This is a genomic window from Pseudoalteromonas sp. FUC4 (assembly GCF_008370255.1).
Lineage (GTDB): Bacteria > Pseudomonadota > Gammaproteobacteria > Enterobacterales > Alteromonadaceae > Pseudoalteromonas.
This window is the reverse complement of the sequence record NZ_SEUI01000002.1, coordinates 719,302-744,130: the sequence shown is the minus strand read 5'-3', so window position 1 is coordinate 744,130 and position 24,829 is coordinate 719,302. Positions and strand designations below refer to the sequence as shown.

The 24,829-nt window shown below is 38.1% G+C and carries 23 protein-coding genes and 1 pseudogene; 12 read left to right on the top strand and 12 right to left on the bottom strand.

The window, feature by feature from the left end:
* The first annotated feature begins 19 nt into the window (after window positions 1–19).
* Together arsJ and EU510_RS09330 are read left to right on the top strand one after the other, a co-directional pair.
* Complete coding sequence (gene arsJ / locus EU510_RS09335) at window positions 20–1,243, top strand: organoarsenical effux MFS transporter ArsJ (protein WP_149593261.1); 1,224 nt, start codon at window positions 20–22, stop codon at window positions 1,241–1,243.
* A 97-nt stretch (window positions 1,244–1,340) separates the two neighbouring features.
* Window positions 1,341–3,461, top strand: a complete 2,121-nt coding sequence (locus EU510_RS09330; RefSeq protein ID WP_149593260.1) for a methyl-accepting chemotaxis protein — start codon at window positions 1,341–1,343, stop codon at window positions 3,459–3,461.
* Window positions 3,462–3,546: 85 nt separating this feature from the next.
* On the opposite strand, the gene EU510_RS09325 is transcribed toward EU510_RS09330, so the two are convergent.
* The gene (locus EU510_RS09325) at window positions 3,547–4,134 is read right to left on the bottom strand and encodes a TetR/AcrR family transcriptional regulator (protein ID WP_149593259.1); all 588 of its coding nucleotides are present in this window, start codon (window positions 4,132–4,134) and stop codon (window positions 3,547–3,549) included.
* A 112-nt stretch (window positions 4,135–4,246) separates the two neighbouring features.
* Here EU510_RS09325 and EU510_RS09320 point away from each other — a divergent pair, with 112 nt between their 5' ends.
* Window positions 4,247–4,789: a carboxymuconolactone decarboxylase family protein gene (locus EU510_RS09320; protein ID WP_149593258.1), complete on the top strand. Its 543-nt coding sequence runs from the start codon at window positions 4,247–4,249 to the stop codon at window positions 4,787–4,789.
* Between the two features lie 62 nt (window positions 4,790–4,851).
* On the opposite strand, the gene EU510_RS09315 is transcribed toward EU510_RS09320, so the two are convergent.
* Entirely contained in the window at window positions 4,852–5,382 is a 531-nt protein-coding gene (locus tag EU510_RS09315; protein ID WP_149593257.1) for a hypothetical protein, read from the bottom strand.
* A gap of 51 nt (window positions 5,383–5,433) precedes the next feature.
* Here EU510_RS09315 and EU510_RS09310 point away from each other — a divergent pair, with 51 nt between their 5' ends.
* Window positions 5,434–5,817 carry a DUF1294 domain-containing protein gene (locus tag EU510_RS09310; RefSeq protein WP_149593256.1) on the top strand — a complete coding sequence of 128 codons (384 nt, stop codon included), beginning with the start codon at window positions 5,434–5,436 and terminating at the stop codon, window positions 5,815–5,817.
* 25 nt (window positions 5,818–5,842) lie between these two features.
* Window positions 5,843–6,349 (top strand): transthyretin-like family protein, encoded by a 507-nt coding sequence (locus EU510_RS09305; RefSeq protein WP_262501213.1) that lies wholly within the window; start codon window positions 5,843–5,845, stop codon window positions 6,347–6,349.
* 62 nt (window positions 6,350–6,411) lie between these two features.
* On the opposite strand, the gene EU510_RS09300 is transcribed toward EU510_RS09305, so the two are convergent.
* The 4 genes from EU510_RS09300 to soxR all read right to left on the bottom strand — a co-directional run bounded on the left by EU510_RS09300 (window position 6,412) and on the right by soxR (window position 10,981).
* The gene (locus tag EU510_RS09300; RefSeq protein ID WP_149593255.1) at window positions 6,412–7,497 is read right to left on the bottom strand and encodes a rhomboid family intramembrane serine protease; all 1,086 of its coding nucleotides are present in this window, start codon (window positions 7,495–7,497) and stop codon (window positions 6,412–6,414) included.
* Entirely contained in the window at window positions 7,487–8,128 is a 642-nt protein-coding gene (locus EU510_RS09295) for a hypothetical protein (protein ID WP_149593254.1), read from the bottom strand. Before EU510_RS09295 ends, EU510_RS09300 begins: the two co-directional genes overlap by 11 nt.
* Window positions 8,129–8,323: 195 nt before the next feature.
* The gene (locus tag EU510_RS09290; protein ID WP_149593253.1) at window positions 8,324–9,943 is read right to left on the bottom strand and encodes a methyl-accepting chemotaxis protein; all 1,620 of its coding nucleotides are present in this window, start codon (window positions 9,941–9,943) and stop codon (window positions 8,324–8,326) included.
* A gap of 552 nt (window positions 9,944–10,495) precedes the next feature.
* A complete protein-coding gene (gene soxR, locus EU510_RS09285) occupies window positions 10,496–10,981 on the bottom strand; it encodes a redox-sensitive transcriptional activator SoxR (RefSeq protein WP_149593252.1) in 486 nt (161 codons plus the stop codon).
* A gap of 280 nt (window positions 10,982–11,261) precedes the next feature.
* On the opposite strand from soxR, the pseudogene EU510_RS09280 reads away from it, so the two are divergent.
* From EU510_RS09280 to EU510_RS09255, 6 genes and pseudogenes are all read left to right on the top strand, one after another.
* A pseudogene (locus EU510_RS09280) lies at window positions 11,262–11,654 on the top strand (flavodoxin family protein); the annotation flags it as partial.
* Between the two features lie 113 nt (window positions 11,655–11,767).
* Window positions 11,768–12,277: a DsrE family protein gene (locus EU510_RS09275; RefSeq protein ID WP_149593251.1), complete on the top strand. Its 510-nt coding sequence runs from the start codon at window positions 11,768–11,770 to the stop codon at window positions 12,275–12,277.
* 8 nt (window positions 12,278–12,285) lie between these two features.
* Window positions 12,286–12,921 (top strand): SGNH/GDSL hydrolase family protein, encoded by a 636-nt coding sequence (locus EU510_RS09270; RefSeq protein WP_149593250.1) that lies wholly within the window; start codon window positions 12,286–12,288, stop codon window positions 12,919–12,921.
* A 79-nt stretch (window positions 12,922–13,000) separates the two neighbouring features.
* Window positions 13,001–14,539: an EAL domain-containing protein gene (locus EU510_RS09265; protein WP_149593249.1), complete on the top strand. Its 1,539-nt coding sequence runs from the start codon at window positions 13,001–13,003 to the stop codon at window positions 14,537–14,539.
* A gap of 56 nt (window positions 14,540–14,595) precedes the next feature.
* A complete protein-coding gene (locus EU510_RS09260) occupies window positions 14,596–15,117 on the top strand; it encodes a hypothetical protein (protein WP_149593248.1) in 522 nt (173 codons plus the stop codon).
* A 249-nt stretch (window positions 15,118–15,366) separates the two neighbouring features.
* Complete coding sequence (locus EU510_RS09255) at window positions 15,367–16,056, top strand: response regulator transcription factor (RefSeq protein WP_149593247.1); 690 nt, start codon at window positions 15,367–15,369, stop codon at window positions 16,054–16,056.
* Window positions 16,057–16,131: 75 nt separating this feature from the next.
* Here EU510_RS09255 and EU510_RS09250 read toward each other — a convergent pair whose 3' ends face one another.
* The 4 genes from EU510_RS09250 to EU510_RS09235 are packed head-to-tail and all read right to left on the bottom strand — an operon-like array spanning window position 16,132 to window position 19,257.
* The gene (locus EU510_RS09250; protein WP_149593246.1) at window positions 16,132–16,905 is read right to left on the bottom strand and encodes a CsgG/HfaB family protein; all 774 of its coding nucleotides are present in this window, start codon (window positions 16,903–16,905) and stop codon (window positions 16,132–16,134) included.
* Window positions 16,905–17,327: a curli assembly protein CsgF gene (locus tag EU510_RS09245; protein WP_149593245.1), complete on the bottom strand. Its 423-nt coding sequence runs from the start codon at window positions 17,325–17,327 to the stop codon at window positions 16,905–16,907. Before EU510_RS09245 ends, EU510_RS09250 begins: the two co-directional genes overlap by 1 nt.
* A complete protein-coding gene (locus EU510_RS09240; protein ID WP_149593244.1) occupies window positions 17,317–17,715 on the bottom strand; it encodes a curli production assembly/transport protein CsgE in 399 nt (132 codons plus the stop codon). The genes EU510_RS09245 and EU510_RS09240 overlap by 11 nt, the downstream gene beginning before the upstream one ends.
* Window positions 17,716–17,754: 39 nt before the next feature.
* Window positions 17,755–19,257 (bottom strand): curlin, encoded by a 1,503-nt coding sequence (locus EU510_RS09235; RefSeq protein ID WP_149593243.1) that lies wholly within the window; start codon window positions 19,255–19,257, stop codon window positions 17,755–17,757.
* Window positions 19,258–19,842: 585 nt separating this feature from the next.
* On the opposite strand from EU510_RS09235, the gene EU510_RS09230 reads away from it, so the two are divergent.
* On the top strand, window positions 19,843–22,344 hold the full coding sequence (locus EU510_RS09230; RefSeq protein WP_149593242.1) for a S8 family serine peptidase: 2,502 nt from the start codon (window positions 19,843–19,845) through the stop codon (window positions 22,342–22,344).
* Between the two features lie 336 nt (window positions 22,345–22,680).
* On the opposite strand, the gene puuE is transcribed toward EU510_RS09230, so the two are convergent.
* Together puuE and EU510_RS09220 are read right to left on the bottom strand one after the other, a co-directional pair.
* Window positions 22,681–23,613, bottom strand: a complete 933-nt coding sequence (puuE, locus tag EU510_RS09225) for an allantoinase PuuE (RefSeq protein WP_149593241.1) — start codon at window positions 23,611–23,613, stop codon at window positions 22,681–22,683.
* Between the two features lies 1 nt (window position 23,614).
* Window positions 23,615–24,826 (bottom strand): urate hydroxylase PuuD, encoded by a 1,212-nt coding sequence (locus EU510_RS09220; protein ID WP_149593240.1) that lies wholly within the window; start codon window positions 24,824–24,826, stop codon window positions 23,615–23,617.
* Window positions 24,827–24,829 lie beyond the last annotated feature (3 nt).

Here is a 24,829-nt window from a genome sequence, read left to right as displayed (position 1 = left end):
TTTAAAAAGGTTTAACGCTATGTTTGCGCAGTTAGCTAACTTACCGAGCTCTATAAAACAATATTTAATAATTACAGGTAACTATTGGGCATTTACTTTAACTGATGGTGCGCTACGCATGTTGGTGGTGCTGTATTTTCATCAGTTAGGGTATGGTGCGTTGGCCATTGCCATGCTGTTTTTGTTTTACGAAATTTTTGGTGTGATCACCAATTTAGTGGGCGGTTGGCTAGGGGCTCATTTAGGCCTTAATAAAACCATGAACTTTGGCTTGGCGCTGCAAATAATGGCGCTTGCCATGTTATGTGCGCCAAGTGAATGGCTCACAGTCGCTTATGTTATGGTGGCACAAGCGTTTAGCGGCATAGCAAAAGACTTAAATAAAATGAGTGCCAAAAGCGCTATTAAACACTTAGTTCCCGAGGGAGAAAGCGGCCAAGGCCAGCTTTATAAGTGGGTGGCTATTTTAACGGGCTCTAAAAATGCGTTAAAAGGGGTCGGCTTCTTTTTAGGTGGCTTACTACTTACGGTACTGGGTTTTGAAGGGGCTTTAAAAGCACTTATTGTGTTACTGACTATTGCTTGGATAATTAGCGTTGTATTTTTAAAAGGTGACATGGGCAAGGCTAAAAATAAGCCCAAGTTTAAAGAGCTATTTTCTAAATCCCGTGCAATAAATTTATTAAGCGCAGCACGGTTATGTTTGTTTGCAGCGCGTGATGTATGGTTTGTAGTGGCTTTACCTATTTATTTAGCCCAGCAGTTTAACTGGGACTTTTGGTGGGTTAGTGGCTTTATGGCACTTTGGGTGATTGGCTATGGTGGCGTGCAATCTCAAGCACCACGTATTACAGGTACGAGTAACTCAAACGTTGATACCGTTAAACATGCGTATTTATGGGTGTTACTATTAGGTGGAGTAACAGCACTTTTAGCACTGCTTATGCAATTTGATGTTGCTGTGCATGCCACGTTGATTATAGGTTTACTTATATTTGGCGGTGTATTTGCAGTTAATTCATCAGTGCATAGTTATTTAATTGTCAGCTTTGCTAAAAGCGATGGTGTATCACTTGATGTTGGCTTTTATTATATGGCCAATGCCATGGGGCGTTTACTGGGCACAGTACTTTCGGGGTGGGTGTTTCAGGTTTATGGTTTTGTAGCGTGTTTATGGGGGAGCGTAATTTTGCTTATTTTTGCCTCTATAGCCACTGCTTTTTTAGCTAAAAATAAAAGCTAAACATTTGTATTAGATTTCGTTTTCTTAGCGATATTCATAGCTTCATTTCTCAGATCAACTAAACTGTAACCGTAGTTTAAATTAAAGGGTGAAATGAATGCGGGAATTATCGCTAGCAAAAAAATTACTGTGGCTTACAGTCTCAAGTATATTACTAACAGTAATCGTGTTGTCGGTTACATTATGGTGGCAATTATCAACAAGTAACAAAGACTTAGCTGTTAAATCAGAAGGGTACATTGTTGCCGAGGTTGAGCATAAACTTAATTCAAATGCAGCCGCTTATGGTGAAAAAATAGCAGGCTTTATTAACGAAGCCTATCGCGTACCTTATTCATTAGCCGCTTTGTTAGGCGACGCTGCACAAAGTCAAAATTTAGATCGCGATACGGTTGTGAGTATTAACCGTTCGATGTTAGAGCAAAACACGTTGCTTTCGTCTATATACTCGCAGTTTGAGCCAAATGCTTTTGATGGGCAAGATTCGAGCTTTAAGCAAGGGTATAAACACTCAGTAAATGGCGATGGCACCTTAGAGGTGTATATTACTCGCGATCAAAACGGCACCATTGAGCAGCAAAAAGTAGCCAACGCTGCGGATAAGTATATAACCTCATTAAACGAGTTTGGTATTCGTGAAGCGCATTGGTACTTATGTGCAAAAGACACGTTAAAGCCTTGTATTATGGAGCCTTACTTATACGAAATCCCATCGGGCGATTCAGTAATGTTGACCTCGTTAACTGTGCCTATATTAAAATCGGGTCAGTTTATAGGTTTAGCTGGTGCTGATTTAACGCTACCTACCTTTCAAGCAATGACCGAGCAATTGTCTAGCGAGTTATATAACGGGCAAGCAAAAGTAACGCTTTTGAGCGACATAGGTTTAGTGGTGGGCAGTAGCCATTATAAATCTAAATTAGGGCGCCCATTTAAAGAGGCTATTAGTGCCGCTACTTTTAAAGAAATCGAGAGATTTAAAGGTCAAAAAGGCATATTTAAAACGTCTTCTGAGTATTTAGTTAATTACCCTATTAATATTAAACTTGCTAATACTCAGTGGTCTTTACTTATTGAAGTACCCACTAATTTAGCGCTTGAAGGGCCTGATGCTCTAGCTAAAGGAATGGATGATACAGCAAGCTACCTAGGTGTAATGATCTTAATTACAGGTGCTGTGATAGCGCTAATCGCATTTATAGTTATGAAGATTGTGGTGGGTACTGTGGTTGCGCCGCTCGAGCAAATTCAACAGCGTGTAGATAACCTAGCCAGCTCCGAGGGGGATTTAACGCATACGCTATATGTAGACTCACATGCTGAATTAATCGCCCTTGCTGGTGGTTTTAATGCCTTTTTAACTAAATTACGTAAGTTAATTTCAGAGCTTAAAGATGTATCGGCGCAAACTAAGCATCAAGGCGAAGTAGCGCAGCATATTGCTGTTGATACCAAGCAAAATGTACAATCGCAATTTCACGAAATTGAAAGTGTAGTAACCGCGATGAACGAAATGAGCGCTACCGCACTTGAAGTAGCAAGAGCCTCTGAGCAATCAGCCCAACAAGCGGATGAAATAAATGGTTTAGTTGTTAGCAGTGAATCGAGTTTATCTTCAGCAATGACACAAGTTAAAACCATGTCTGAAGAAATTAAAGAAGCTAACCAAGCCGTTGAAAAAGTGGCTTCGCGTAGTAAAGACATTACCCAAATTTTAGATGTAATTCGAACTATTTCAGAGCAAACAAACTTACTGGCACTGAATGCAGCCATTGAAGCAGCACGTGCAGGCGAGCATGGCCGAGGTTTTGCGGTAGTTGCTGATGAAGTACGTGCACTTGCGTCTAAAACCCGTTCATCTACCGATGATATTAGCCAACTTATTGATAGCTTATTGTTAGAAGTAGGTAATGCATCTACCGTAATTGAAAAAGGGGTAGTACGCGCTGAAAGCGCAGTAGACGAAACATCAGTTGCTTTTGATGCACTGCATAGCGTGGTAGTAAAAGTTGATGAAATAACCAATCAAATTACGCACATTGCTACCGCCGCTGAAGAACAAAGCTTAGTGACCGAAGAAATTAACCGTAATCTTACGCTTATATCTGATGCCGCGTCGCAACTTGCTGACCTATCAACTCAAGCAGGAGATAGCAGTGAAGCACTTAATGCGCTTGTTGCCCAGCAAGATAGCGAGCTAAACAAACTTAAAACGTAAAAGAAAAATATAAAAAAGCGGCTAATTCGTTTTGAATTAGCCGCTTTTTTTGTTGAGACTTTTTAGTAGTGAGTACTGCGAAAAGTTATAGCTTTTTGATCAAGGCAAACATTTGATTGATCATCGGCTGCGCTAATTGCTCAACCCTTGGGCGGTTAAAGTAGCCACGCAGCCCAGTAAATTGCACTTGAAAAAACTGCGCATATTCAAGTGCTGTAAGGTTACTGCTCAGCTCATTATTTTTAATAGCTTGAGCAAATAAGGTTGTTAGGTAAGCTTCAAACTTTGCCGATAAGTCTAAACTCAGCTCATATAAAGAGGCATCTTTTTCTGCAAATTCACTGTTTGCTTTTACCAACATACAAATAGCACTTGGGCTACAGTCTTTGGTTTTAATTATTACGTTTTCTACAAACGCACGCAAACCACCTACAACAGTGTCAGAACTTGCTAAAAACCCATCAATTTGGCTTTTCATTTGTACGGTGTAGTCTTTTAAAGACTCACTATATAAACCTTCTTTAGAGCCAAACGCCGCATAAATACTGCCTGGGCGCATATTAATTGCTTCTTGTAAATCGCGGGTTGAGGTTGCTATAAACCCCTTTTCCCAAAACAATTGGCTTGCAACGCGAATTACATTCTCGCGTTCAAATTTAACTTTGTTAGCCATTTTAATCTCAACTATTTTGAACGTATGCTCAATTTTAACTTGAACAGTCGCTCAAAATCAAATAGTATGTGTCTCGAAGTTACTCAAACACATTAATTTATTGGAGCAGAACATGGCAGAATTTACGTTATATACTCAAGACAACGCACCTGAAGAATCAAAATCGCTTATGGCTGATTCAGTAGCAGCATTTGGCATGGTACCTAACCTTCACGCAGTAATGGCAGAAGCGCCTACGCTACTTAAAGGCTACCAAGTACTGCACGACTTATTTCAAAAAACATCGTTTAACGCAGAAGAGCTAACAGTTGTATGGCAGTCAATTAACGTTGAACACGAGTGCCATTACTGTGTACCAGCTCACAGCGCAATTGCCGCTTCAATGAAAGTTGACCAAGGTATTGTTGATGCACTAGTAAACAAAACACCACTTGCAGACGCAAAACTTGAAACACTACGTGAAACAACGCTTGCAATGACACGCGAGCGCGGCGTAATTAGCGATGAGCAAATTGAGAAGTTTTTTGCAGCAGGTTACGGTAAACAGCAACTACTAGAAATTATTGTTGGCTTATCGCAAAAGGTAATGAGCAACTACACTAATCACCTTGCTGATACACCAGTAGACGCACCATTTAAAAAATTCGCAAAATAAATACGATTTTATAAATGACAAAAGGCAGCCTAGGCTGCCTTTTTTGTATTTTTAAATCACAGCTATTTAAACTTAACCGGTTTTGTACTGCGAGTATAAATACGTTGTTCGGGCTTAGTCCAATCACCCTTTTTTAGATAAGAAGTTGAGACTACAAATTTATCGTCTTTTAGCTCACTCATCGACTTAACCTTAGTAATACCATCTTGACTGCCGGTTACGTCTTCGTAGGCTACAAATTGAGTAGGGCTGAGCACTTTCATAGTCCCTTTTGTGTAAAACCCTGCGGTAGTAAAATAGTAAAACACTAATGACTCTTTTTTACTGTCGTAAAAAATCATCGACTCGCCGCCATACTCACCTTCATTAATAGAGTGCTTGGTATGGATCGCTTTACCGTTTAAAGCACGCTCCCATCGGCCAACATCTTGTATTTTTTTAGTACCTTCAGGAACTTTAAAGTCAGCTTGCCAAGTGCCTAAATAGGGTTTGAAAACGGCAAGCTCTTTATCAAGATTGGTAGGTGTATCAGATGCATAGCTACTAAATGTTAATAAGCATAAGACTAAGAATATCGCTTTAAAATATGTCATAATTTGGCTCTTGTTTTTGTAATACCAATGCCAAGTATAGGCGATAATCAATTGATAAAGAAAATATTAATCACATTCTCATTACTTTATTTAGCCGCCATTTGGCTGGCTTACCTACTGCAATACTTACCTGTTTATATATCAATATATGTACCTGGTTATATAAGTGTATTAAGTGCTTTCACTTTTTTAATGTACGCGTGGGATAAGCGACAAGCTAAGCGTTCTTCACATCAAAAAGTAAACCGCACGCCAGAGCGCACACTGCAATTACTTGCATTATTTGGAGGGTGGCCTGGGGCATTACTTGCTCAACAATTACTTCGCCATAAATCACAAAAGCGACGTTTTATAGTGGTGTTGTGGTTATGTATTTTAGTAAATGTGGGATGTAGTATTGTCGCTATTTATTTTCCAGATTTATTGTTAGGTTAAGATATAAATAGGAAAAGGACTTTTTATGACCAATACAAGATCGGCTGGCGTTACCTTAACGCTTATTTTATTTTTATTAATACCAATGCAAGGATGTGCAGACATGTTTGGCTTTTTTAATAAACAAGACGTTACGCTATCGTTGCCTGTAAAAGGAAGACTATTAAACAAGGGGGAACCCCAACAGGGCGTTAAAGTAACAAGAGAGCTGATTTATGGTGATACTTATATTGATGAAGCCATAAGTGATAACAATGGTTACTTTTATTTCGATAATAAAACCATACGTAGTTCAAACCCTTCCAATATGTTTTTTAATAGCTCGTTGCTACAGAGTATTTATATTGGTAACAAACAAGATGAAGATTCAATCTTGTGGTATACCACAATACAGTTCACCGAAGAGCAAGCACTGCTGTCTGATATATTAAATAACTTTGAATGCGAACTTAGTAAAGAGGCTATAACGTACGATATACCGATAAAAAATACGGGTCAATTTTATACAGTTTATACGCGTTGTAAGTTATAGAAATTAGTGAGAAGTTTTATAAAGCCACTAATGTTCATCTATTAGTGGCTTTAATATGACGATTAACGTTTTAATTGTGCTTCTTTTTGGTTTAGTAAACGAATTATAGGGTTTTGCTCTAATATTTTACTTTTCAAAATATAACCAATAATTAGTCCAGCTATAAAACCACCAATATGCGCACCATAATCAATGCCATCAGGGCCTGTTACTGCACCAAAAATGTTAAACCCTAACCAAATAGCAAAAAACCATACTGCAGAAAGTTTCTTCTGATAAATTACAAACATAAAGGTAAGGCTTGCGTGTCTAAACCACATCAAGTACATGCCAAATAAGCCTGCTATGGCGCCACTTGCCCCCACGCCTGGTATATCTGACATCGGGCTTACAATGTAGCTTGCAAACGATGCGATTAGTCCACAGGCTAAATACCACAACAGAAAGCGTTTATGACCTAAAACATCTTCTAGGTTATCGCCAACGATATATAAAAAGTACATATTGCCGACTAAATGCATTATAGAGCCATGTAAAAATACGCAAGTTAATACAGTCCATAGCTCATTACCTTTGCTTAAATCTGCAGGTGTCATAGCAAAGTTATCAATAACATAGCTAAATGAGCTTGGGTTTAAAAAATAAAGTGCAAAAATCAATGTATTTAAAACAATAAGGGCGCGAGTAACCCAGGGGGTTTTTTGTGGTTTAATGTTATATTCAACAGGCATTTGCGTTAAAAATTGGAACAGATAGGTTTTCCAACTTACTTTTTGATTTAGTTCGCCTAAACTCGCTTTTATTTCGGGGCTTTTTTCTACACTTTCAAGCTCATCTTTATCAATCCATGTGCCATCGCAGTGTCTGCAAACATCAATTTCGGTGTGAAAAGCTTCAAGTAAATGAAAACGCTCTAAACTTTTTTTACAATCAGGACAGTCAAGCTCAGAAATTCCTAACGGTTCACCAAAGTGAGTTTCAAATTTATCTCCTTCAGGACCGTCATTTATCTCTGAAATCATTCTGTTTACTTCATTTTTTTCGAACCATAAACCGCCACACTCACGGCAAATATCTATTTCTTCACCTTGATAATTGGTTGCTTCTAATGGATGGTCTTTACAATGAGGGCAGTTCTTAGTTAGCATTTTCAAGTTCCTTTAACGAACCAACAGAAATATCATTCTGCTGTAATTCCATTTTTAATTGTTTAGCGCTATTTTTTAATGCTGGTAGTGTTTGAGTTTTAATCAAGTCTGTTATTTTTGCTAATTCTATAGAGGCTTGCTTAGCAGATATTTTGCGATTTATTGCGGCATTAATGATAAAGTCGGCTCGAGAATAAAACCGACGTATTCTAGTTAAAAACTCACTCGGTGTTTCAAGCGTAGTAGGAGAAAATTGCATTGTTTTCCATATATACTGCTCAAGTGTCGGTTTAAAAAACTCCATCTCTGATGTTGGTGGGCTCTTCGCTAAGCGTTCTGCATATTCGGCTACCGTGTTGGCATTATCATTAACTTCGTCATAAAGTGATGTACGTAAATAATAGTTATCTTCCATTTTACTAAATGAATCAAACTTAAGTGCTTGTTCTAAACCGCTTTGAGCCGCTAAAAAAACACCAAATACGGTAGAAATAACCATAAAAAATTGATTTAACCAAAAACCAGTACTTTTGAGCTCTTTATGATCGACCGTTTTAAGGGCTTGAGTGAGTTTTTGAGTAACTACAGGTGGTTTTGTATTGTTTTCTGGGGTTTGATTAGTTGGTTCCAATAGCTTATTCCTTAAATTTTCGCTTCCTTTTTAGGCACGCAAGAATACTTAAAAATTAGCCAGTTAGCAATACCACTTCTTATATTGGAGATATTTCCACATATATATACCAGCATCTACGAATAGCCATCTGGTAGGTTTTTACCCAGCTTAAATACCTAATAAAGTGAGTATTTAAGCTAAGGCAGAACTATTTTAAACTTTAAATTGTTTGATTAAGTCATCTAGCGAGTCGGCTAAACGAGAAAGTTCATGGCTCGACATGTTAGTTTGTGTAGCGCCAGAGGCTACTTCTGCAGCTACGTCTCGTATTACTAGCAAGTTTTTATCAATTTCACGAGATACATTTGCTTGTTCGTGAGCTGAAGATGCAATTGTCGCATTTTGACTGTTTATATGCGCAACAGCAGTCGTTATCTCTATTAAAGCTTTGCCTGCTAACTGTGATATATCTAAGCTTTTTTGTGCTTTGTCATGGCTGCTTTGTACTGAAATTACTGTGTTTTTAGTTCCACTTTGAACTGACTGAATCATTAGCTCTATTTCTTTTGTTGATTCACTCGTTCTATGGGCTAATGCACGAACACCATCAGCTACAACAGCAAAGCCTCGGCCATAACTACCTGCTCTTGCTGCTTCAATCGCGGCATTGACAGCCAGTAGATTCGTTTGATCGGTTACATCTCTGATCACATCAAGCACCGATCCTATTTTATTGACCTCTGTGGCTAAGTTTTTGATACCGTCTTGAGTTTTATCGATTTCACTAAGAAGAGCGGTAATAGTCGTTACTGTATCTTCTACTTGTTTTAAGCCAGCTAGCGCTTGTTCATTTGCTGAGTCTGACTCTCGAGATGTGTCGGCTGAGCTTTGCGCAACGTGTTCAGCTGAAACTGTTAACTCGGTAACTGCGGAAATAGCTTGCTCTAACTGCTCATTTTGCGAAATGATACCCTGCGTTGATTGCTCAGTAACAACGCTTAGCTCTTCTGATGTAGAGACTAAGTTATGAGATGAGTCTTGAATTTTATTAATGGTATTTCTGAGCGTTTGTTGCATCTGACTCAGTGCTATAATCATGCTTGTGGTTTCATCATTCCCTTCATCGCTAATCGATTGGGTTAAATCGCCTCGGGCTATGGACTGCGCTAAATGTAAAACGTTACGCATAGGCTTTATAATACTTCTGGTAAACGACCAAGCAAAAAACCAAACTAAAATAATGGCGACAATTAATGTGATCCAAGCAAAAAAAACGGATTGGTCAAAAACGTATTGTGCTTTAATTTTACCATCACGAATATTTGCTTGCTGACTTTTTACAATACTACTAATAGCTTGCGTTACGCCATCACGAACCTGCTTCATCTCATTCTCTTGAAGGCTTTGAACGCCTTGTAAGTTATTTTCAGCTAATAATTCAATTTGCTGATTTTGTAGAGATAAAAATTTATAAATATCAGATTCAATCACTTCTAATTTGTGTTTTTCATTTTTAGTATTAAGCAGTGGCGCCATTTTTTTTATATTATCGAGTAACGTGTGCTTTGTATTATCGAAAATTTGTTTGTATGAAAATTGATTCGCTTCAGTTGCATTAATTACATTGCTATTTTGCAACCTTAAATTATAAAAGTCTGAAAGGATAATTAGAGAGGTTTCAAGTGCTGGCACGTTAGTTTCTGCAATAGTATTAATTTCGGTATTTAATAGGTTAAGTCTAAATATTAAAACTAAGCCAACAATAATAACTAATAACCCTATAAAGCTAAAGGCGAGCGCCGAGCGCAGTCGGATTGATATTTTTCTAAGCATGTATAAAACCCAAACAAAAGTGAATAATTTCGAAATATAAAATTATAGATAGGGATATATTAAATATTTATTAATATAAAAGGCGTTTCTATTATTTAAGTTTTATTATAAGTTGTTTTCTATTTATAGAAATAGAGTTTTTACTTAAATCTATAAGTGACTGTTATTTATGTGCTTTAACTGCAGGTTTTAAAGGAGGTTGGTTTATTATGATTTTTATATTGCTTTTTTAAAAAATTAATTGCTGCAAAAAAATGGATTAAATATATTAATTAAAGAAATGATTGCAAATGTAATGGCGAGACTACAAAGTACTACAAAAAACATACACATTAGGTGCGGGTATAATTGATTAATGACCTATGTATTTGGCTGGGTTGGTTAACTGTTGAGCTAAAAATAAAATAAGCGGGCATGATATTATCTAAATTAAATGTAAGTAATTAATATGTATGGGTAAGGCTTTGTTTATCGCATAAGGCAAGTGTATTGATCATTATATAATTGATAATACTGAGATTATGGATAACCTGTTTTCACTTTAGCAAAAAATTAAGCTTTATTTTTCACAGATAAAGGATCTGACTTTAAAAGCACAGCACCGCTTTTATTCTCGCCTAAATGATCATCCTTATTATAAATAGGGCAGCTTTTGAGCGATAAACAGCCGCAACCTATGCAACCATCAACGCGGTCGCGTAAACGCTGCATATGTGCAATGCGCTCATCAAGCTGAGCTCGCCAACGCTTTGAAAGTGCTGACCAGTCTTGTTTTGTTGGTGTGCGGTTGTCGGGTAGGGTGGCTAAGGTATTTTTAATTTCATCGAGTGTAATTCCCATCGCTTGTGCCGCTTTTATAACCGCTACTCGGCGTAATACGTCGGGTTTATAACGTCGCTGATTGCCGCTATTTCGCCAACTTCTTATCAAATGTTTTGTTTCGTAAAAGTGCAGAGTTGATACTTTTACGCCGCTACGTTTGGCTACATAACCAACCGTTAAGTTGGCCTCTGTTAGTTTTTTTTGATCTGCTTGCATTATTTTTAAATTCCCGTTTTCCCTCAATATAACTTGAGGTTTTAAGCTTCTTTCAACATTAAAAAAGGAGTTAACTAAATGCAACAAAAACTTGAGCGTAGCACTGTTATTATTTATACCAACTCGCTTAATTAAGTGAGCTATTTTGAGGGTGGAAAAACGCGTTGATAGCTAGGCAAAAAATTCGCTATTTAGTTGTCCTAAATGAGAGTTTTTTAACGCAGGTAGCGACGCGTTTAGCCCCGCAAAATGATTAAGTATTATTGCGGGTTGGTATTAATCAAGCGCACGTAAAAATGGTAATACACAGGCGCACGTTAACGGATTTACAGAGCAAAATAATGTGCGGGTAATATGCTTAGATTATTACAAAATGGCACCATACTGTTATAACAAAAACTATAAAGATGATGATTTTTACGCCGTATTTGAAGCACTTTTAAAGTATGACCATTGGGTGTTTGCCTCACCCGTTTATTGGTACAGCACCACAGTACAAATGAAATTATTTATTGATAGAATAACCGATTACATGGACGATGAAGTATTAAAACCAAAACTTCGTAGTTTACGTGGTAAGCATTTTTCAGTGCTTTCAAATGCGTCATCAACCGAAGCTCCCGCTTGTTTTATAGAGCAGTTTAAAAATACGTTTAGCTATTTAGGCATGTAGTTTATTAACCATAGCCATAAAAGTACCCAAAAGGTTGCTTAAATTGCAGCCTTTTTTCTTTGCTTCTGTTATTTTTATAAATAAGTTAACTTATTTAAAACACAGGATTGCTTATGAAATACCTATTAATACTTTTACTTATCAGCCCATTTTCGCAAGCGGCTGACAATACTATTAAAGGCTTTGGTAACTTTTATAATGTACCTCAGCATGCACCGATTAATGATTCTACCGTATTTAAAATAGCTTTTGATGTTGCTGATAGCGCTAAAAAAGGCGAGCAGAATAATTCGATGAATTCACTAGCGCGTTTTATTAACATGCATGTATCGCATGGTGTAAAGCCTGAAAATATACAACTTGCGTTAGTCGTGCACGGGAGCGCAAGTGTTGACGTGCTTGCCAATAAAGAATACAAAAAACGCTTTAATGTTGATAATAAAAACCAAGCGTTGATCGAGCAATTACTTGCTAGTAACACTGTGGTTTATGTATGTGGGCAGTCGGCGACACATTATAAAGTAGCGCCAGAGCAACTAATCGAAGGTGTGAAAATGTCACTTTCGGCGATGACAGCACATGCTCAGTTACAACAACAAGGTTATACACTCAATCCATTTTAAAGACTCAAATGACAAAAAACATACTCTGCTTTGGCGATTCTAATACCTGGGGATTAAACCCTATAACGGGTAAACGTTTTGATGAAAATACCCGCTGGACATCGCTATTAGCTAAAAACTTAGGGTGTGACTTTACTGTAATTGAGGCGGGGCAACCTAATCGTACTTTAGTACATAATCCGCCTTTTGATGGTGTGCTAAGTGGTGTTAGTTATTTAAAGCCTTATTTAGAGAGATATGATATCGACTTTATTATTATTGCTCTTGGTACGAACGATCTTAAAAAGCGCTTTAATTTAACACCTATTTTAATAGCCGACGGCTTGAATGATTTAATTAGCTCAATACATACTTATTATCAACAAAGTAGTACTTTACAAGCCCCTAAAATTATTATCTCCAGCCCACCTGAAGTAAGAGTTACCGAGCAGTATTCACGTATTTATAAAGATGCCGATATAAAAGCAAAAGATCTCTCTGATGAATTTAAGCGTGTGACGGCTAATAATAAATGTACTTACATCGATTTTAATACGTTTATTAACATGACAGGTGGTGATGGTATCCATTTTGACAATAATCAACATTTGGTTATAAGTTTAAAAATGGCTCATTTAGTTAAAGATTTTTTCACTGATTGTTAAAGCTATCTATTTGAGTTTAGTGCGACTTATGCAATCATCTAAATAAAGTAGTGATATAAATTAATAACCTCGGGATGCTATGAAAAAGTACCAACAAAAATCTATTATAGCCGTTTTAACCGGAGGGTTAGTTTTTGTAACTGGCTGCTTTATTTTGCTCTACTTTTCAGCGCAGCAGTTAACAGCACAAACAAAATCTGATGCTGAGTATATTCTAACTCATATAGAGGCTGCAGTTGCCGAGAGGCGTCGAATTCTTACTCCATTAAATAAGCTGGCATTTAAACAGTGTGATAACGCTACTCTTCTTGAGATGCGCCGCGCTTTATTTGACGCAAAATATGTAATTGATATAGGCTTTTTTAAAGATAACCAGCTAGTTTGCACTACGGGGGCAGGCTTATTAAGTAAACCAATTAATGACAAACAGCCTGACTTTATTCGAGATGATGAACAGGTGAGAGTTCGTTTTGAGCCGGAGCTTTATTTATTATTATTTAGTGAACGCCCTATGGAAGTAATTATAGTCAGGCAAGGTGACTATAATTTAATTATGCAGAGCACGCCTTTTACCAATATCGGAATTATTGCGCCAGATTGGGAGGTTATTTATAAAGCACCAAATGCTTTACATCATTTAGCGGGTAAAGAGGGGGTGTATCAGCAGGTAAAAAGTAATGTTTTCTTTCCTTACTCAACTAATTCAGTTTGCAGCTCTACAAATAGTCATTATTGTGTAGTAGTGCACTTACCTTGGAGTCTGTTTTTTTCTAATAATTACTTATTATTAATAATTTCGTTAATTTTAACCTGTTTAGCGGGCATATCGACTGCACTAATTGTTGATGCAAGAATTGCTGCACGTCGCTCTACTAACCAGCGTATCCGTAAAGGGCTTAAAAAGGGATCATTTTATTGGACTTACCAGCCCATTATTTGTTTGCAAAATGGCAAGCTGGTTGGTTGTGAGGTGCTTGCGCGTTTTGAGGATAAGTATGGGGCTTTATTCCCAGATGAGTTTATTCCGGTTATCAGGAAAAACCATTTAACTTGGGTTTTTACTGAGACAATGATAGCGACTGCTATGAAAGAACTTACCTCAATAGAAGCATTACCAGAGGGCTTCAAAGTATCGCTTAATATATTTCCGTGCGATGTAGAGCAAGGTAATGTGTCGTTACTGCCGAAAATAACAGAGCTTACCAATTCACGCTTTATTATTTGTTTAGAGATAACCGAAGACGAATACCTTGATACAAGCATTGCGCATGCTCATTTAAGAACATTAGTTGAATCGGGGTTTAACTTATCATTAGATGACTTTGGTACGGGTTATTCGAATTTAAGAAATTTACAAAATTTGAGTTTTCATCAACTTAAAATTGACCGTACGTTTGTTCAAGATATAGCAACTGAGGGCTTAAAAGCCTCTATGATCCCAAATATTATGGAACTTGTGCATAAGTTTAATTATACCTGTGTAGCTGAAGGCATTGAAACCTCAGAACAAGAAGCAATTTTAAAAACAGCGGGTGTGCATTACGGACAAGGCTGGAAGTATGGTAAGGCTATGACCGCGTCTAAATTTAAAAGTTACATAGCTAATCAACATTTTTAGATCTCAGTTGCCATACTAAACGTATCGTTATGAAATTTAAAAATCTTAGGTTTATTATGATCAAATTAATATTAAGTGCTTTTGCATTTTTATTACTTAGCGCTTGTACCACACAGTACCCAAACCAACAAATAACAGGTAAACAGTTTCCAAGCATTAGCGGCGAAAGCCTAGAACAAAGTATGGTAACTATACCTAGCGACTTTAAAGCAGATAAAACACTACTGCTTATTGGTTACAAGCAAGACAGCCAGTTTGATATAGACCGTTGGTTAATTGGCTTAGACATGGCGGGCGTTACGCTTCCTACCTACGAGCTACCTACTATTGCGGGCATGGCGCCACGCATGTTCAGTACATTTATAGACAGTGGTATGCGCAAAGGCATCCCTAAAGAATTATGGGGCGGAGTAATCACTATTTATAAAGATGGTGAAGCGGTTCAAAAATTTACAGGTAATGAAAGCCCTAATAACTCTCGTGTAGTACTTATTAATAACAGTGGCGAAATATTATATTTTTATGATCGAGGTTTTTCGGTTGATGCGCTGAATAAATTAAAAGCGACGATAGAGTAATTACCCATAAAGCTTAGTTTACGATAATGTATATTTAAGGTTTTAAGAATTACTAAACTACTAATCCGATCTGTTATTTATCTTACAAAAGCAATTGTAAAGACAAAGGCAATGTAGGTTATACATTGATTTAATGGGCTTTTATCTGTTTTAGGGTGAGAAGCGATAACTTTATTTTAATACCAAAATCTCATTGTAAGTTGTATTTGATTTAGGTAATGTAATATAAATGTTTCAAGGATGAAATCTATGCCTCATATCAACTCAGTATTTGTAAAAACAACATTTCAATCATCTTTTCATTCACACAATTACGCAATTATTTTAAGAACACTGCAAGCTCTGTTCGGTGATATTAAAATGGATGATGTTGTACCTAAAGTAGAGCTGCGAGCTAATTATGATCTATTTTTAATTGACGGTGCTAAAAGCAAATGGCAAGACCTCATTCCAGCAGATCTTATCTGTTTATCTAAACATTATAGTGTTGTCATTTTTAACGTTGATAGAGAAGATGTATGCGAGCAAAACTTGTTACTTAACCATTTTAATGGCGTTTTTTATAAATCTGATGCACCAGAGGATATTTTTAAAGGGCTAGTTCGGGTTAATAGCGGCGAGCTTTGGTTTACGCGTAAAGTGATTTCAAAAGCATTTAACGATATTTTAGCTGTGGCCTCGTCGTTTAATGGTCTACACGACGATATTGAATTAAAGCAGGACGATTACGATCATTTAACAAAGCGAGAAAAATCTGTAATTCATCTAATTGCACAAGGTGCGAGTAACCATACCATTGCAGATAAACTCAATATTAGTGACCATACCGTAAAAACACATCTATACAGTGCGTTTAAAAAAACGAACTCACGCAATAGGGTAGAACTCGCTAATTGGGCTCAGCGCTATGTTTCTGTATTATTGCCAATGGCTAAATAGCTTATTTAGCATTAAATTTTCCTATAAAAAGGCTACTTTGCGTAGCCTTTTTATTTGTTATCACTGTCTGTGTGATTAGCTCACTTTTTTAGCCCATAAGCCTTTATCAATACCTTTTGTTATAAGGTCTGTAAGTGCTTTTTCTATTGCTTGTGTTACACAAATGCTCATAGGTTCGTTGTCGCTAAAGCCCGCTTCAGCTTCGGCTAAACGTTTGTAACTCACGTATCTAAAAAATCCTGCACGCATTTCTTGGCTTAATACTTTTTTGCTGGTGGCTACACTCAGTAATACTTGGCCTGTTCGAACATCAACAGCGCGTAGATATATTGAAATAGCATCTTCACGATAAAGCTCAGAGGCGCCTATACCAAAGTACTCCATACCTAAACCACCTGTTTTTACATTGGTGTCGTAGCTTATAATACCGCCTTCTAAAATAATTTTGGCAGTGGTAAGCGGTGGTAAATCAGCTTGGTTAGGATTATCTCCTTGGCCTGCTCGAATAATTTTTCGCTCAGTTAAAATATTTTGTAAACCCTCACGCTCTACCGGCGTGAACCAATCTGATTCATGCAGTGCTTGTACAAGTATTGAGTTAGCACCTTGAGTTACGGCCGTCGAAAATGAGCTTACGTTAGTTTGCGGCTTATATTGGCCGGTTTGATCTCTAAATGAGTAAACCGATACCGGAATACTACCGACAGGTTTAGGTAGGTTTTTTAGATCTGCAAATAACTCAGTTGGCTCCAGACTAATTGCTTTTTGCTGTGATGGTGGAATAAGATTTCCCAAACTTGCACAGCCGCTCAAACCCAGTAATGTTATTGTTATTAGTAGTTTATACATTATCCAAACCTCGGTACTTCAATGATTACAACAGAGTCATCTAATATATTTGTTATTTTTACTGTAATAGAATCGGTTGTGCTGGTTATAACTTCAATTTGATAATCACCACTCATAAAAATAGAGTCTTGATTAAAAATACTATCTTCAATATCTTCACCAAACGCCATATCGGTAATTTCTCTTACCATGCGGTTTAAGTAGGTGCGCTCTAAAGAGTCTTGAAATTGTTCTGCGTAGCCTTTTTCGATTACTGGCGCTTTATGCTTGTTTTGAGCTTGCGCTTTGCTCAGCAACATATTTGCATTTAGTGGGTTACCACCAAAGCTTGGATTAATTGGAGTATAAATTATTTCAGTCGCTTGGGACGAAAAGCTTAATATTGTTATTATAAGGGCCGTTTTTTTCATTTTACCATCCATCTTTAGCCATATCTGGGGTTGATGCAGCCATGTTTGAGCGAGCCATTGCGTCTATTACTGTATAAACAGCTTGTTCAACACGCTCATCAAGGGGTTCTAATCTGCGACCTAAATAAGTCGCGTAAACAAGTTGGTTATTCATTATTAAAGAAAGTTGTGTACCCGCTTTTGGTATTACGGTTTCTTTTATTTCGATATTAAAACCAGCCGTTGAGGGGAGATCTCGCCAATAGTTTGAAAATTCATAATAAAATTGATGACCAAAGCGGCTAATACTTCTATCGAGTAATAAGCCGTCTATTTCTAGTTCATCAGCAGCATGAGTTGCTCCAGAAAAACATAGCGAGAGTGTGAGTAGGTAACTATTAAAGCGAATGTTTTTTTTCATAAATTAAAATGGGGAGGGTTAACCTCCCCACCTCGGCAATTACATTTGCGTAATTGTTGCTGTGTTTCCGTCACCCATTTGAGTAACAGATACCGTGCTGTTAAAGCCAATTACAGAGCCTTCAACAATATTATCGTTACCCATTTGGGTAACTGTGAATGTTACGTTTTCACCGCCAACTAAAAAGGCTGATTGTTCAACACCGCCTACCCAGTTGCCTTCACCTTCTTGTGAAATATCAATACTGTGGTTATTACCTTCAACCATCATATCAACAAGGTTTAACATGCCACTTTGTGCAATATCAATTTGGTTATCATTACTGTCTAAAATGCCAGCAAGCGTAACAATCGCTTCATTTTGCGAGCCACTTTGCGTAATGTCGATATCGTTATTGTTAGATGTGAGCGATACATCGGGATATGACGATTGCACTAGCATTGCATTTTCATCACCAGACTGAGCCAAATCAACATCGTTACCTGTGCCATTAAAGTTAGCTAAATGAACAGAGTTTAAATCGCCAACTTGGTTAACCATAAACTCATTGTCAGAACCAATAACACCCATATAAGTTTCGTTTAAGTTACCCATTTGGATTGCGGTAAGTTCGTTATTATCACCAATAATATCGGCAGTTGTTAAGTTTTCAGCGCCAACTTGTGTAGCAGAAACGTCGTTATTTGAGCCTTCAAACAAGTTAGATTCAATAGTATTCATTGATCCTTCTTGATCTAAATCTATTTCATTATCATCGCCAATAACGGCTGCAAATGTTACTGCGTTTGTATTACCATCTTGTTCAACTGAAAGCTCATTAGCATCACCTGAAATAGAGCTAAATGTTGCTGTATTGCGATCGCCCAGTTGCTCAACTTCAAGTTCATTTTCATTACCTTGAAGACCACTTACTTTGAAGGTGTTCCAGTAACCGTCTTGAACTAAATCGAGAGTGTTTTCATCGCCCGTGAGCATAGTGATTTCAGCTTCATGCCATTCACCTGTTTGTAGTGAAGTGATTTCATTTGCGTTTCCTTGCATATCCATGTTGTAAAACCAGTGGCCACCAGTGCCTTGTTCAACATCAATGATATTATCATCACCAGTTACCGTATTAATTGCTTCATTATTTACAAAAAAGCCTTGGCCAAATTGCGAAACCATTAACATATTATTATTGCCAGTCACCTCAGTAATAAAACCATTAGCAACCCCATCCTGGGCGTATACCTGCGCATTGTTATCACCAATAGTGGTAACTTCGCCGTAGTTTCCTGATTGAAGTTGAGAAACTTCAGTTTCATTGTTGTTACCTGTTGTAGTAACAAGCATGGTATTGCTGTCGCCGTCTTGAGTTAGTAGCGCAGTATTTTCATTAAAAGTTTGTGTTAAAGTCATCGAGTTTTCAATACTTTCTACAGAAACGTTAGTAGCAAGTTCTGAGTTTGATGCTGATTTGCTTGATGTATCTGCATAAGAGGCAAAGCTAGTACCTATTGCAATTGCTACTGCGCAGCTTAAAAGTGATTTGTTTAACTTCATTATTTTTCTCCTTGAAATAGTAAAATAAAATACCTTAGATGTTATAAGTTTTAAAAAGGTATCTTTTGTTTCAGCATGCCGTGCCGATATAATGTTTTGTGATCCACTTGAAAAGCTCTTAAAGTAAAATTTACGATGTAATTAATAATTATTACTAAGCGTTTTGTCATTATTTTTAACTTACGTTTAATAACTGTTAACTATTAAGTACCCAATTACTGTATTCCCCTAATGTCTTTTCTTAAATCATCATTTTTTACCAATTATTTAATTTTTATTTTTCAGTGGGTTATGAGGTTTTTTGGTTTTTTATTATTAATTCGATATAAAAGCAGTAAAAATTAACGGCCCTGTATTAGGTAAGTTGTCGAGTGTTAATTTCATTAAAAGGTCTGTGTTTAGTGTTTTTTTTATACATTAACTGGTCAAAATGGATGGTTTTTTAAGCATTTTAATTTTTTAGCTTGTTTAATTATCAATTAGGTTGTTTTCTAAATGTATGCCATGTGATCCCTTGTACTCGAAATAGTGAAAAAACGTGCTTAGAGCATCTAAGCTAACCCAACAAAAACTATGGATAGAACAATGAAAACAAAATTATCTATTATTACGCTCGCCTTACTTCCTTGTTTAGCCGCTGCAAAGGTTCCTGATGTGGGTGTAAAGCAATCTGCAACTGCTAGCAGTGATTCAATAATTGTTAAATATAAAAGTAATGCATCGAAAGAAATGCGCAAGCAGGCTCGTTCATTAGTTAGAGCTAAAATTACTGATATAAATAAAGATGAAATTGATGATAACTATACGTCCTTGCTGTCGGGGCGTTTAGCTAAGTTTAAAGTGTCAGGAATAAGCACTAAAGATGCTATCGCACGTTTGAAATCTCACCAAGCTATTGAATATGTTGAGCCTGATTATCGAGTGAGCATGGCAAGTACTCCAAACGATCCTCGTTTTGACGAGCTTTGGGGCTTAAATAACGAAGGTCAGACTGGTGGTACTGTTGATGCTGATATTGATGCGGTAGAGGCATGGACCATTTCTACGGGTAGCCGAGATGTAGTTGTGGGTGTTATTGATACCGGTGTTGATTACACACACAGTGACTTAGCAAGTAATATTTGGGTGAACAGCGCTGAAATTGCTGGTGATGGTATTGATAATGACGGTAACGGCTTTATTGATGATATTCATGGTATTAATGCAATTACAAATACTGGTGACCCAATGGACGATGAAGGTCACGGCACCCATGTATCAGGAACAATTGGTGCAAGTGGTAATAATTCAGTAGGGGTAGTAGGTGTAAATCAAGAAGTATCAATAGTGGGTTGTAAATTTTTAGACTCAGTAGGTGATGGCTCAACTTCTGATGCCATAAAATGTATTGATTACATGGTTGGCCTTAAAAATTCAGGCGTTAATTTACGTGTATTAAATAATAGCTGGGGCGGTGGTGGTTACAGCCAAGCACTGGCTGATGCTATCGAATCGAGTGAAGCCGCTGAACTACTATTTGTAGCAGCGGCTGGTAACGATACTATTGATAACGATGTAAACCCTCACTACCCATCAAACTACGAAAACGCAAGTGTGTTATCGGTTGCTAGTACGAATCAAACTGATGATATTTCATGGTTCTCTCATTGGGGCTTAACCAGTGTTGATATGGGCGCTCCAGGTACTGCTATTTTATCTACTACTCCGGGTGAAAGCTATGCATCTTATTCGGGCACATCAATGGCAACGCCACATGTGGCGGGTGCCGCCGCATTAGTGTTATCAGTCAACCCTGATTTAACAACACAAGAGTTAAAAGCGTTATTAATGAGCAGCGGTGATGTAAATGCAGCCCTTCAAGGTAAAACTGTGGCCGGTACACGCCTTAACGCAAATCAAGCATTGTTAGATGCAGATCCTACTCCTGGCTTTAAAATTTCAGCCAGTCCGCTTACACAACAAGTTGTAGCCGGAGAAACCGCACAGTATACATTTACAATTGGCTCAATTGCCGAGTGGGATGAAGAAGTAACGCTTGAACTATCAACAACATTAGGTGGTGCTTACTTATCATCGCTTACAGCGCGCCCAGGTGATGAAGTAAAACTTAACGTTGAAACCGACACTGACACTCAGTGGGGCGATTACGAGCTAATGGTAACAGCTACAGCGGGTGATATTGTTAAGCAGCAATCAGTTAAGTTAATGGTTCAACCAGTTGGTTTAAATGACTTTACTTACAGTAGCGGTGCAAGTATAGAAATACCAGATAATGATCCTGAGGGTGCAAGTTCAGTAATTAATATTTCTGATGATTTAACTGTATTTGGCACAACTGCTGATGTTGACATTACTCATACGTACTCAGGTGATTTAGTTGTAAAACTAATATCAGCACAGGGTACTGAAGTAACATTACAAAGTAGTGTTGGCGGTGGTAACGATGATATTGTCAAAAGCTTCAGTTCAGATGCGTTTAACGGTGAAGTAGCATATGGTGATTGGACACTACAAGTGGAAGATACTGCCGCAGTAGATACTGGAACAATTAATGGATGGTCACTAACATTAAGCGCTATTGGCGAAGTTAGCCCACAACCACCACGCTCAGATTTTGAGGCTGAAACACAAGGTCTAACAGTTAATTTTACGGACTCAAGTACTGATGCTAATAACGATATTACACAGTGGAGCTGGAGCTTTGGCGATGGAGCAACATCATCTGATCAAAACCCTATGCATGTATATGCAGCATCAGGTAATTACGATGTAGAACTAACGGTAACTGACAGTGAAGGCAACACTAATACTTCAATTCAAACGGTTGTTGTCAGTGATGTAGAGCTAGAACTGACTTTAAAACGTGCTAATAAGTCTCGATTAGATACTATGCGAGTAGATCTAAGCTGGGATAGTGTAGGCGCTGAGTCATTAAGCGTATACCGTAACGGTGAGCTAGTAGATACAACGTCAGATAACGGCAGATACCGTGATTATGTACGTGGTGCTACATTACCTTCGTACGATTACCAATTATGTGTTACTGAAAATGTATGTTCTAACATCATTACGGTGTCATTTAACTAGGGCGTATTGAACTTTGTTGGGTGAATTTGCAGCAGTGAGTTTGGTTTTTAGGCAAGGCAGAGTCTATGTAGTGTGGTTATTCCCCATAAATAGGCGATAACGCAGTATAAATGCTAAACATGCGCTGCCCTTCGGGTTCTTTCTAGGGACGATAAACTCTTTGTAGCTCGTTTTTTACTTAGCCCACTAGGTTACAAACCTCGCGCCGCGATTTAATCGCCCCTAGATTGAACAAATTTCAATCCACAAAGGTCAACACGCCCTAAATAAACCACTACTCCTAAAGTTACTTTAAGCCCAGCATTGCTGGGCTTTTTTATGTTTTAAAAATATAAACTAGGCTTTCTTATACGGATGGGTTTTAAACCAGTGCTCGGCGATTTGTTCGCGCGTGGCAAACCATACCTGCTCATGCGCGCTGGCATATTCAAAAAACCTTGCTAATGCTTTTATTCTTCCTGGTCTGCCAATTAAGCGACAATGTAAACCTATCGACATCATTTTTGGTGCGTTTTCACCTTCTGGGTCGCCTTCCTCGTATAGCGTATCAAAGGCATCTTTTAAGTAATTATAAAACTGATCGCCGGCATTAAAACCCTGCACGGCAGCAAAGCGCATATCGTTTACATCAAGCGTGTAGGGCACTATTAACTGCGGTTTACCTTCTTTAATACAGTAAAAAGGTAGGTCGTCGCTGTAATCGTCGGCATCATATAAAAAATTACCATTTTCAACTACTAGTGCTGCGGTATTTGGGCTTGTGCGCCCGGTATACCAGCCTTTTGGCTTTTTACCTGTGAGTGTTTGAATAATCTCGATAGCTTGCTGCATATGTTCGCGCTCGGTTTGCTTATCTATATTTTGATAATTAATCCAGCGCAGGCCATGGCTTGCTATTTCGTGCCCTGCATCAACAAAAGCTTTTGCAACATCGGGGTGGCGCTCAAGAGCCATTGCCACTGCAAAAATGGTGACCGGTATATCGTATTTTTTAAAAAGTTTAAGTAAACGCCACACACCCGCTCGCGAGCCATATTCGTAAATAGACTCCATGCTTATATGGCGGTCTTCAACATGCGGGGCACTAACTATTTCTGATAAAAACGTTTCAGCGACTGCATCACCATGCAGCACGCAGTTTTCGCCGCCTTCTTCGTAATTTAATACCACTTGCACGGCAATACGTGCTTTATTGGGCCAATTTGCATGTGGAGTGTTTGCACCATAACCAATTAAATCGCGCGGGTAGTGTTTAAATTGCTCGCTCATGTTATTGCTCCTTTTTAAGCGTTGTGAGCCAAGCGCCGAGCGTTTCGCGCTCTGTGTCAGTCATTTTGGTCATATTTGCCAATGGCATGTCTTTGGTTATAACCGCGCGGGTATGAATAAGCGTGCTGGCTTTTTTTACATCATTAATAGAGTCGAGCTTAAAGCCAAGCGGCGCTGTTTGAAAAAGCTCAGAGGTAGGTGTTTCACTGTGGCACTGTGTACAGTGCTTGCTGATTATATCCCACGCTTGAGTGTCGGTAATGCTTGCTTGTAAAGGTGCGTTTTCGCCTGCATTTGTTGGGCTGCTAGGCCACGGAGCTATAGCCAGCATTAGGGAAAAAAAGGCGGCAATACCGCTTACAAGCACCGAAGGTTTATTAATACCTTGGTGCTTTAAGTTAAAGTAATGGCGTATCCACATGCCAATACCAAATAGCGCAATTAATATAAGCCAGCCAAAGCTGTGGCTGTAGGTATAAGGAAAGTGGTTGCTCAGCATAATAAATACCACAGGTAACGTGGCGTAGTTATTATGAATAGAGCACAGCTTTGCTTTTAAACCCGGTGCTGAATCGGGAATACGGCCAGCTTCTACTTCGCTTACCATGTAGCGTTGCCCTGGCATAATAATGTGGTACACATTGCCAACCATACAGGTACCAATAAGCGCACCTACATGAATATACACAGCGCGGTCACTGAATAGCTGGTCAACCCCGTAAGTCCAAAGGGCCAATATGCCAATAACCACAGCAATAAACGCTTTACCGTTTTCAACGAGCGGGGTTTTACACAATAATCGATAAACACCATACCCTAAGCCAATAAAGCCAAGCGACGCGCCAATAGCGGCAAATTTACTTAGCTCACTTTTACTGTTATCGATTAGGTAAACATCGGCGCCAACATAATAAAGTAGGCTAAATAATAAAATACCGGTGATCCACGTTGTGTAGGCTTCCCATTTAAACCAGTGCAGGGTATGCGGCATTTCTTCAGGGCCATTTTGATACTTAGCCACCTCGTAAAAGCCACCGCCGTGCACGGCCCATAAATCGCCTTTTATGCCTTTGTTTTGTTTCCACTGTGGCGGGGTTTGTAAGTTATTATCAAGCCACGCAAAATAAAACGACGCCCCAATCCACGCAATGCCTGCAATTACATGAAAATAACGCAGTACTAAATGGGCAAGCTCAAATAAATAGTTCTCCATAAC

Bases quoted from the DNA above. Each gene is read 5' to 3' on its own strand.
- arsJ (WP_149593261.1), top strand. From the start codon at position 20: ATGTTTGCGCAGTTAGCTAACTTACCGAGCTCTATAAAACAATATTTA.
- EU510_RS09330 (WP_149593260.1), top strand. From the start codon at position 1,341: ATGCGGGAATTATCGCTAGCAAAAAAATTACTGTGGCTTACAGTCTCA.
- EU510_RS09325 (WP_149593259.1), bottom strand. From the start codon at position 4,134: ATGGCTAACAAAGTTAAATTTGAACGCGAGAATGTAATTCGCGTTGCA.
- EU510_RS09320 (WP_149593258.1), top strand. From the start codon at position 4,247: ATGGCAGAATTTACGTTATATACTCAAGACAACGCACCTGAAGAATCA.
- EU510_RS09315 (WP_149593257.1), bottom strand. From the start codon at position 5,382: ATGACATATTTTAAAGCGATATTCTTAGTCTTATGCTTATTAACATTT.
- EU510_RS09305 (WP_262501213.1), top strand. From the start codon at position 5,843: ATGACCAATACAAGATCGGCTGGCGTTACCTTAACGCTTATTTTATTT.
- EU510_RS09300 (WP_149593255.1), bottom strand. From the start codon at position 7,497: ATGCTAACTAAGAACTGCCCTCATTGTAAAGACCATCCATTAGAAGCA.
- EU510_RS09290 (WP_149593253.1), bottom strand. From the start codon at position 9,943: ATGCTTAGAAAAATATCAATCCGACTGCGCTCGGCGCTCGCCTTTAGC.
- soxR (WP_149593252.1), bottom strand. From the start codon at position 10,981: ATGCAAGCAGATCAAAAAAAACTAACAGAGGCCAACTTAACGGTTGGT.
- EU510_RS09275 (WP_149593251.1), top strand. From the start codon at position 11,768: ATGAAATACCTATTAATACTTTTACTTATCAGCCCATTTTCGCAAGCG.
- EU510_RS09270 (WP_149593250.1), top strand. From the start codon at position 12,286: ATGACAAAAAACATACTCTGCTTTGGCGATTCTAATACCTGGGGATTA.
- EU510_RS09265 (WP_149593249.1), top strand. From the start codon at position 13,001: ATGAAAAAGTACCAACAAAAATCTATTATAGCCGTTTTAACCGGAGGG.
- EU510_RS09260 (WP_149593248.1), top strand. From the start codon at position 14,596: ATGATCAAATTAATATTAAGTGCTTTTGCATTTTTATTACTTAGCGCT.
- EU510_RS09255 (WP_149593247.1), top strand. From the start codon at position 15,367: ATGCCTCATATCAACTCAGTATTTGTAAAAACAACATTTCAATCATCT.
- EU510_RS09250 (WP_149593246.1), bottom strand. From the start codon at position 16,905: ATGTATAAACTACTAATAACAATAACATTACTGGGTTTGAGCGGCTGT.
- EU510_RS09245 (WP_149593245.1), bottom strand. From the start codon at position 17,327: ATGGATGGTAAAATGAAAAAAACGGCCCTTATAATAACAATATTAAGC.
- EU510_RS09240 (WP_149593244.1), bottom strand. From the start codon at position 17,715: ATGAAAAAAAACATTCGCTTTAATAGTTACCTACTCACACTCTCGCTA.
- EU510_RS09235 (WP_149593243.1), bottom strand. From the start codon at position 19,257: ATGAAGTTAAACAAATCACTTTTAAGCTGCGCAGTAGCAATTGCAATA.
- EU510_RS09230 (WP_149593242.1), top strand. From the start codon at position 19,843: ATGAAAACAAAATTATCTATTATTACGCTCGCCTTACTTCCTTGTTTA.
- puuE (WP_149593241.1), bottom strand. From the start codon at position 23,613: ATGAGCGAGCAATTTAAACACTACCCGCGCGATTTAATTGGTTATGGT.
- EU510_RS09220 (WP_149593240.1), bottom strand. From the start codon at position 24,826: ATGGAGAACTATTTATTTGAGCTTGCCCATTTAGTACTGCGTTATTTT.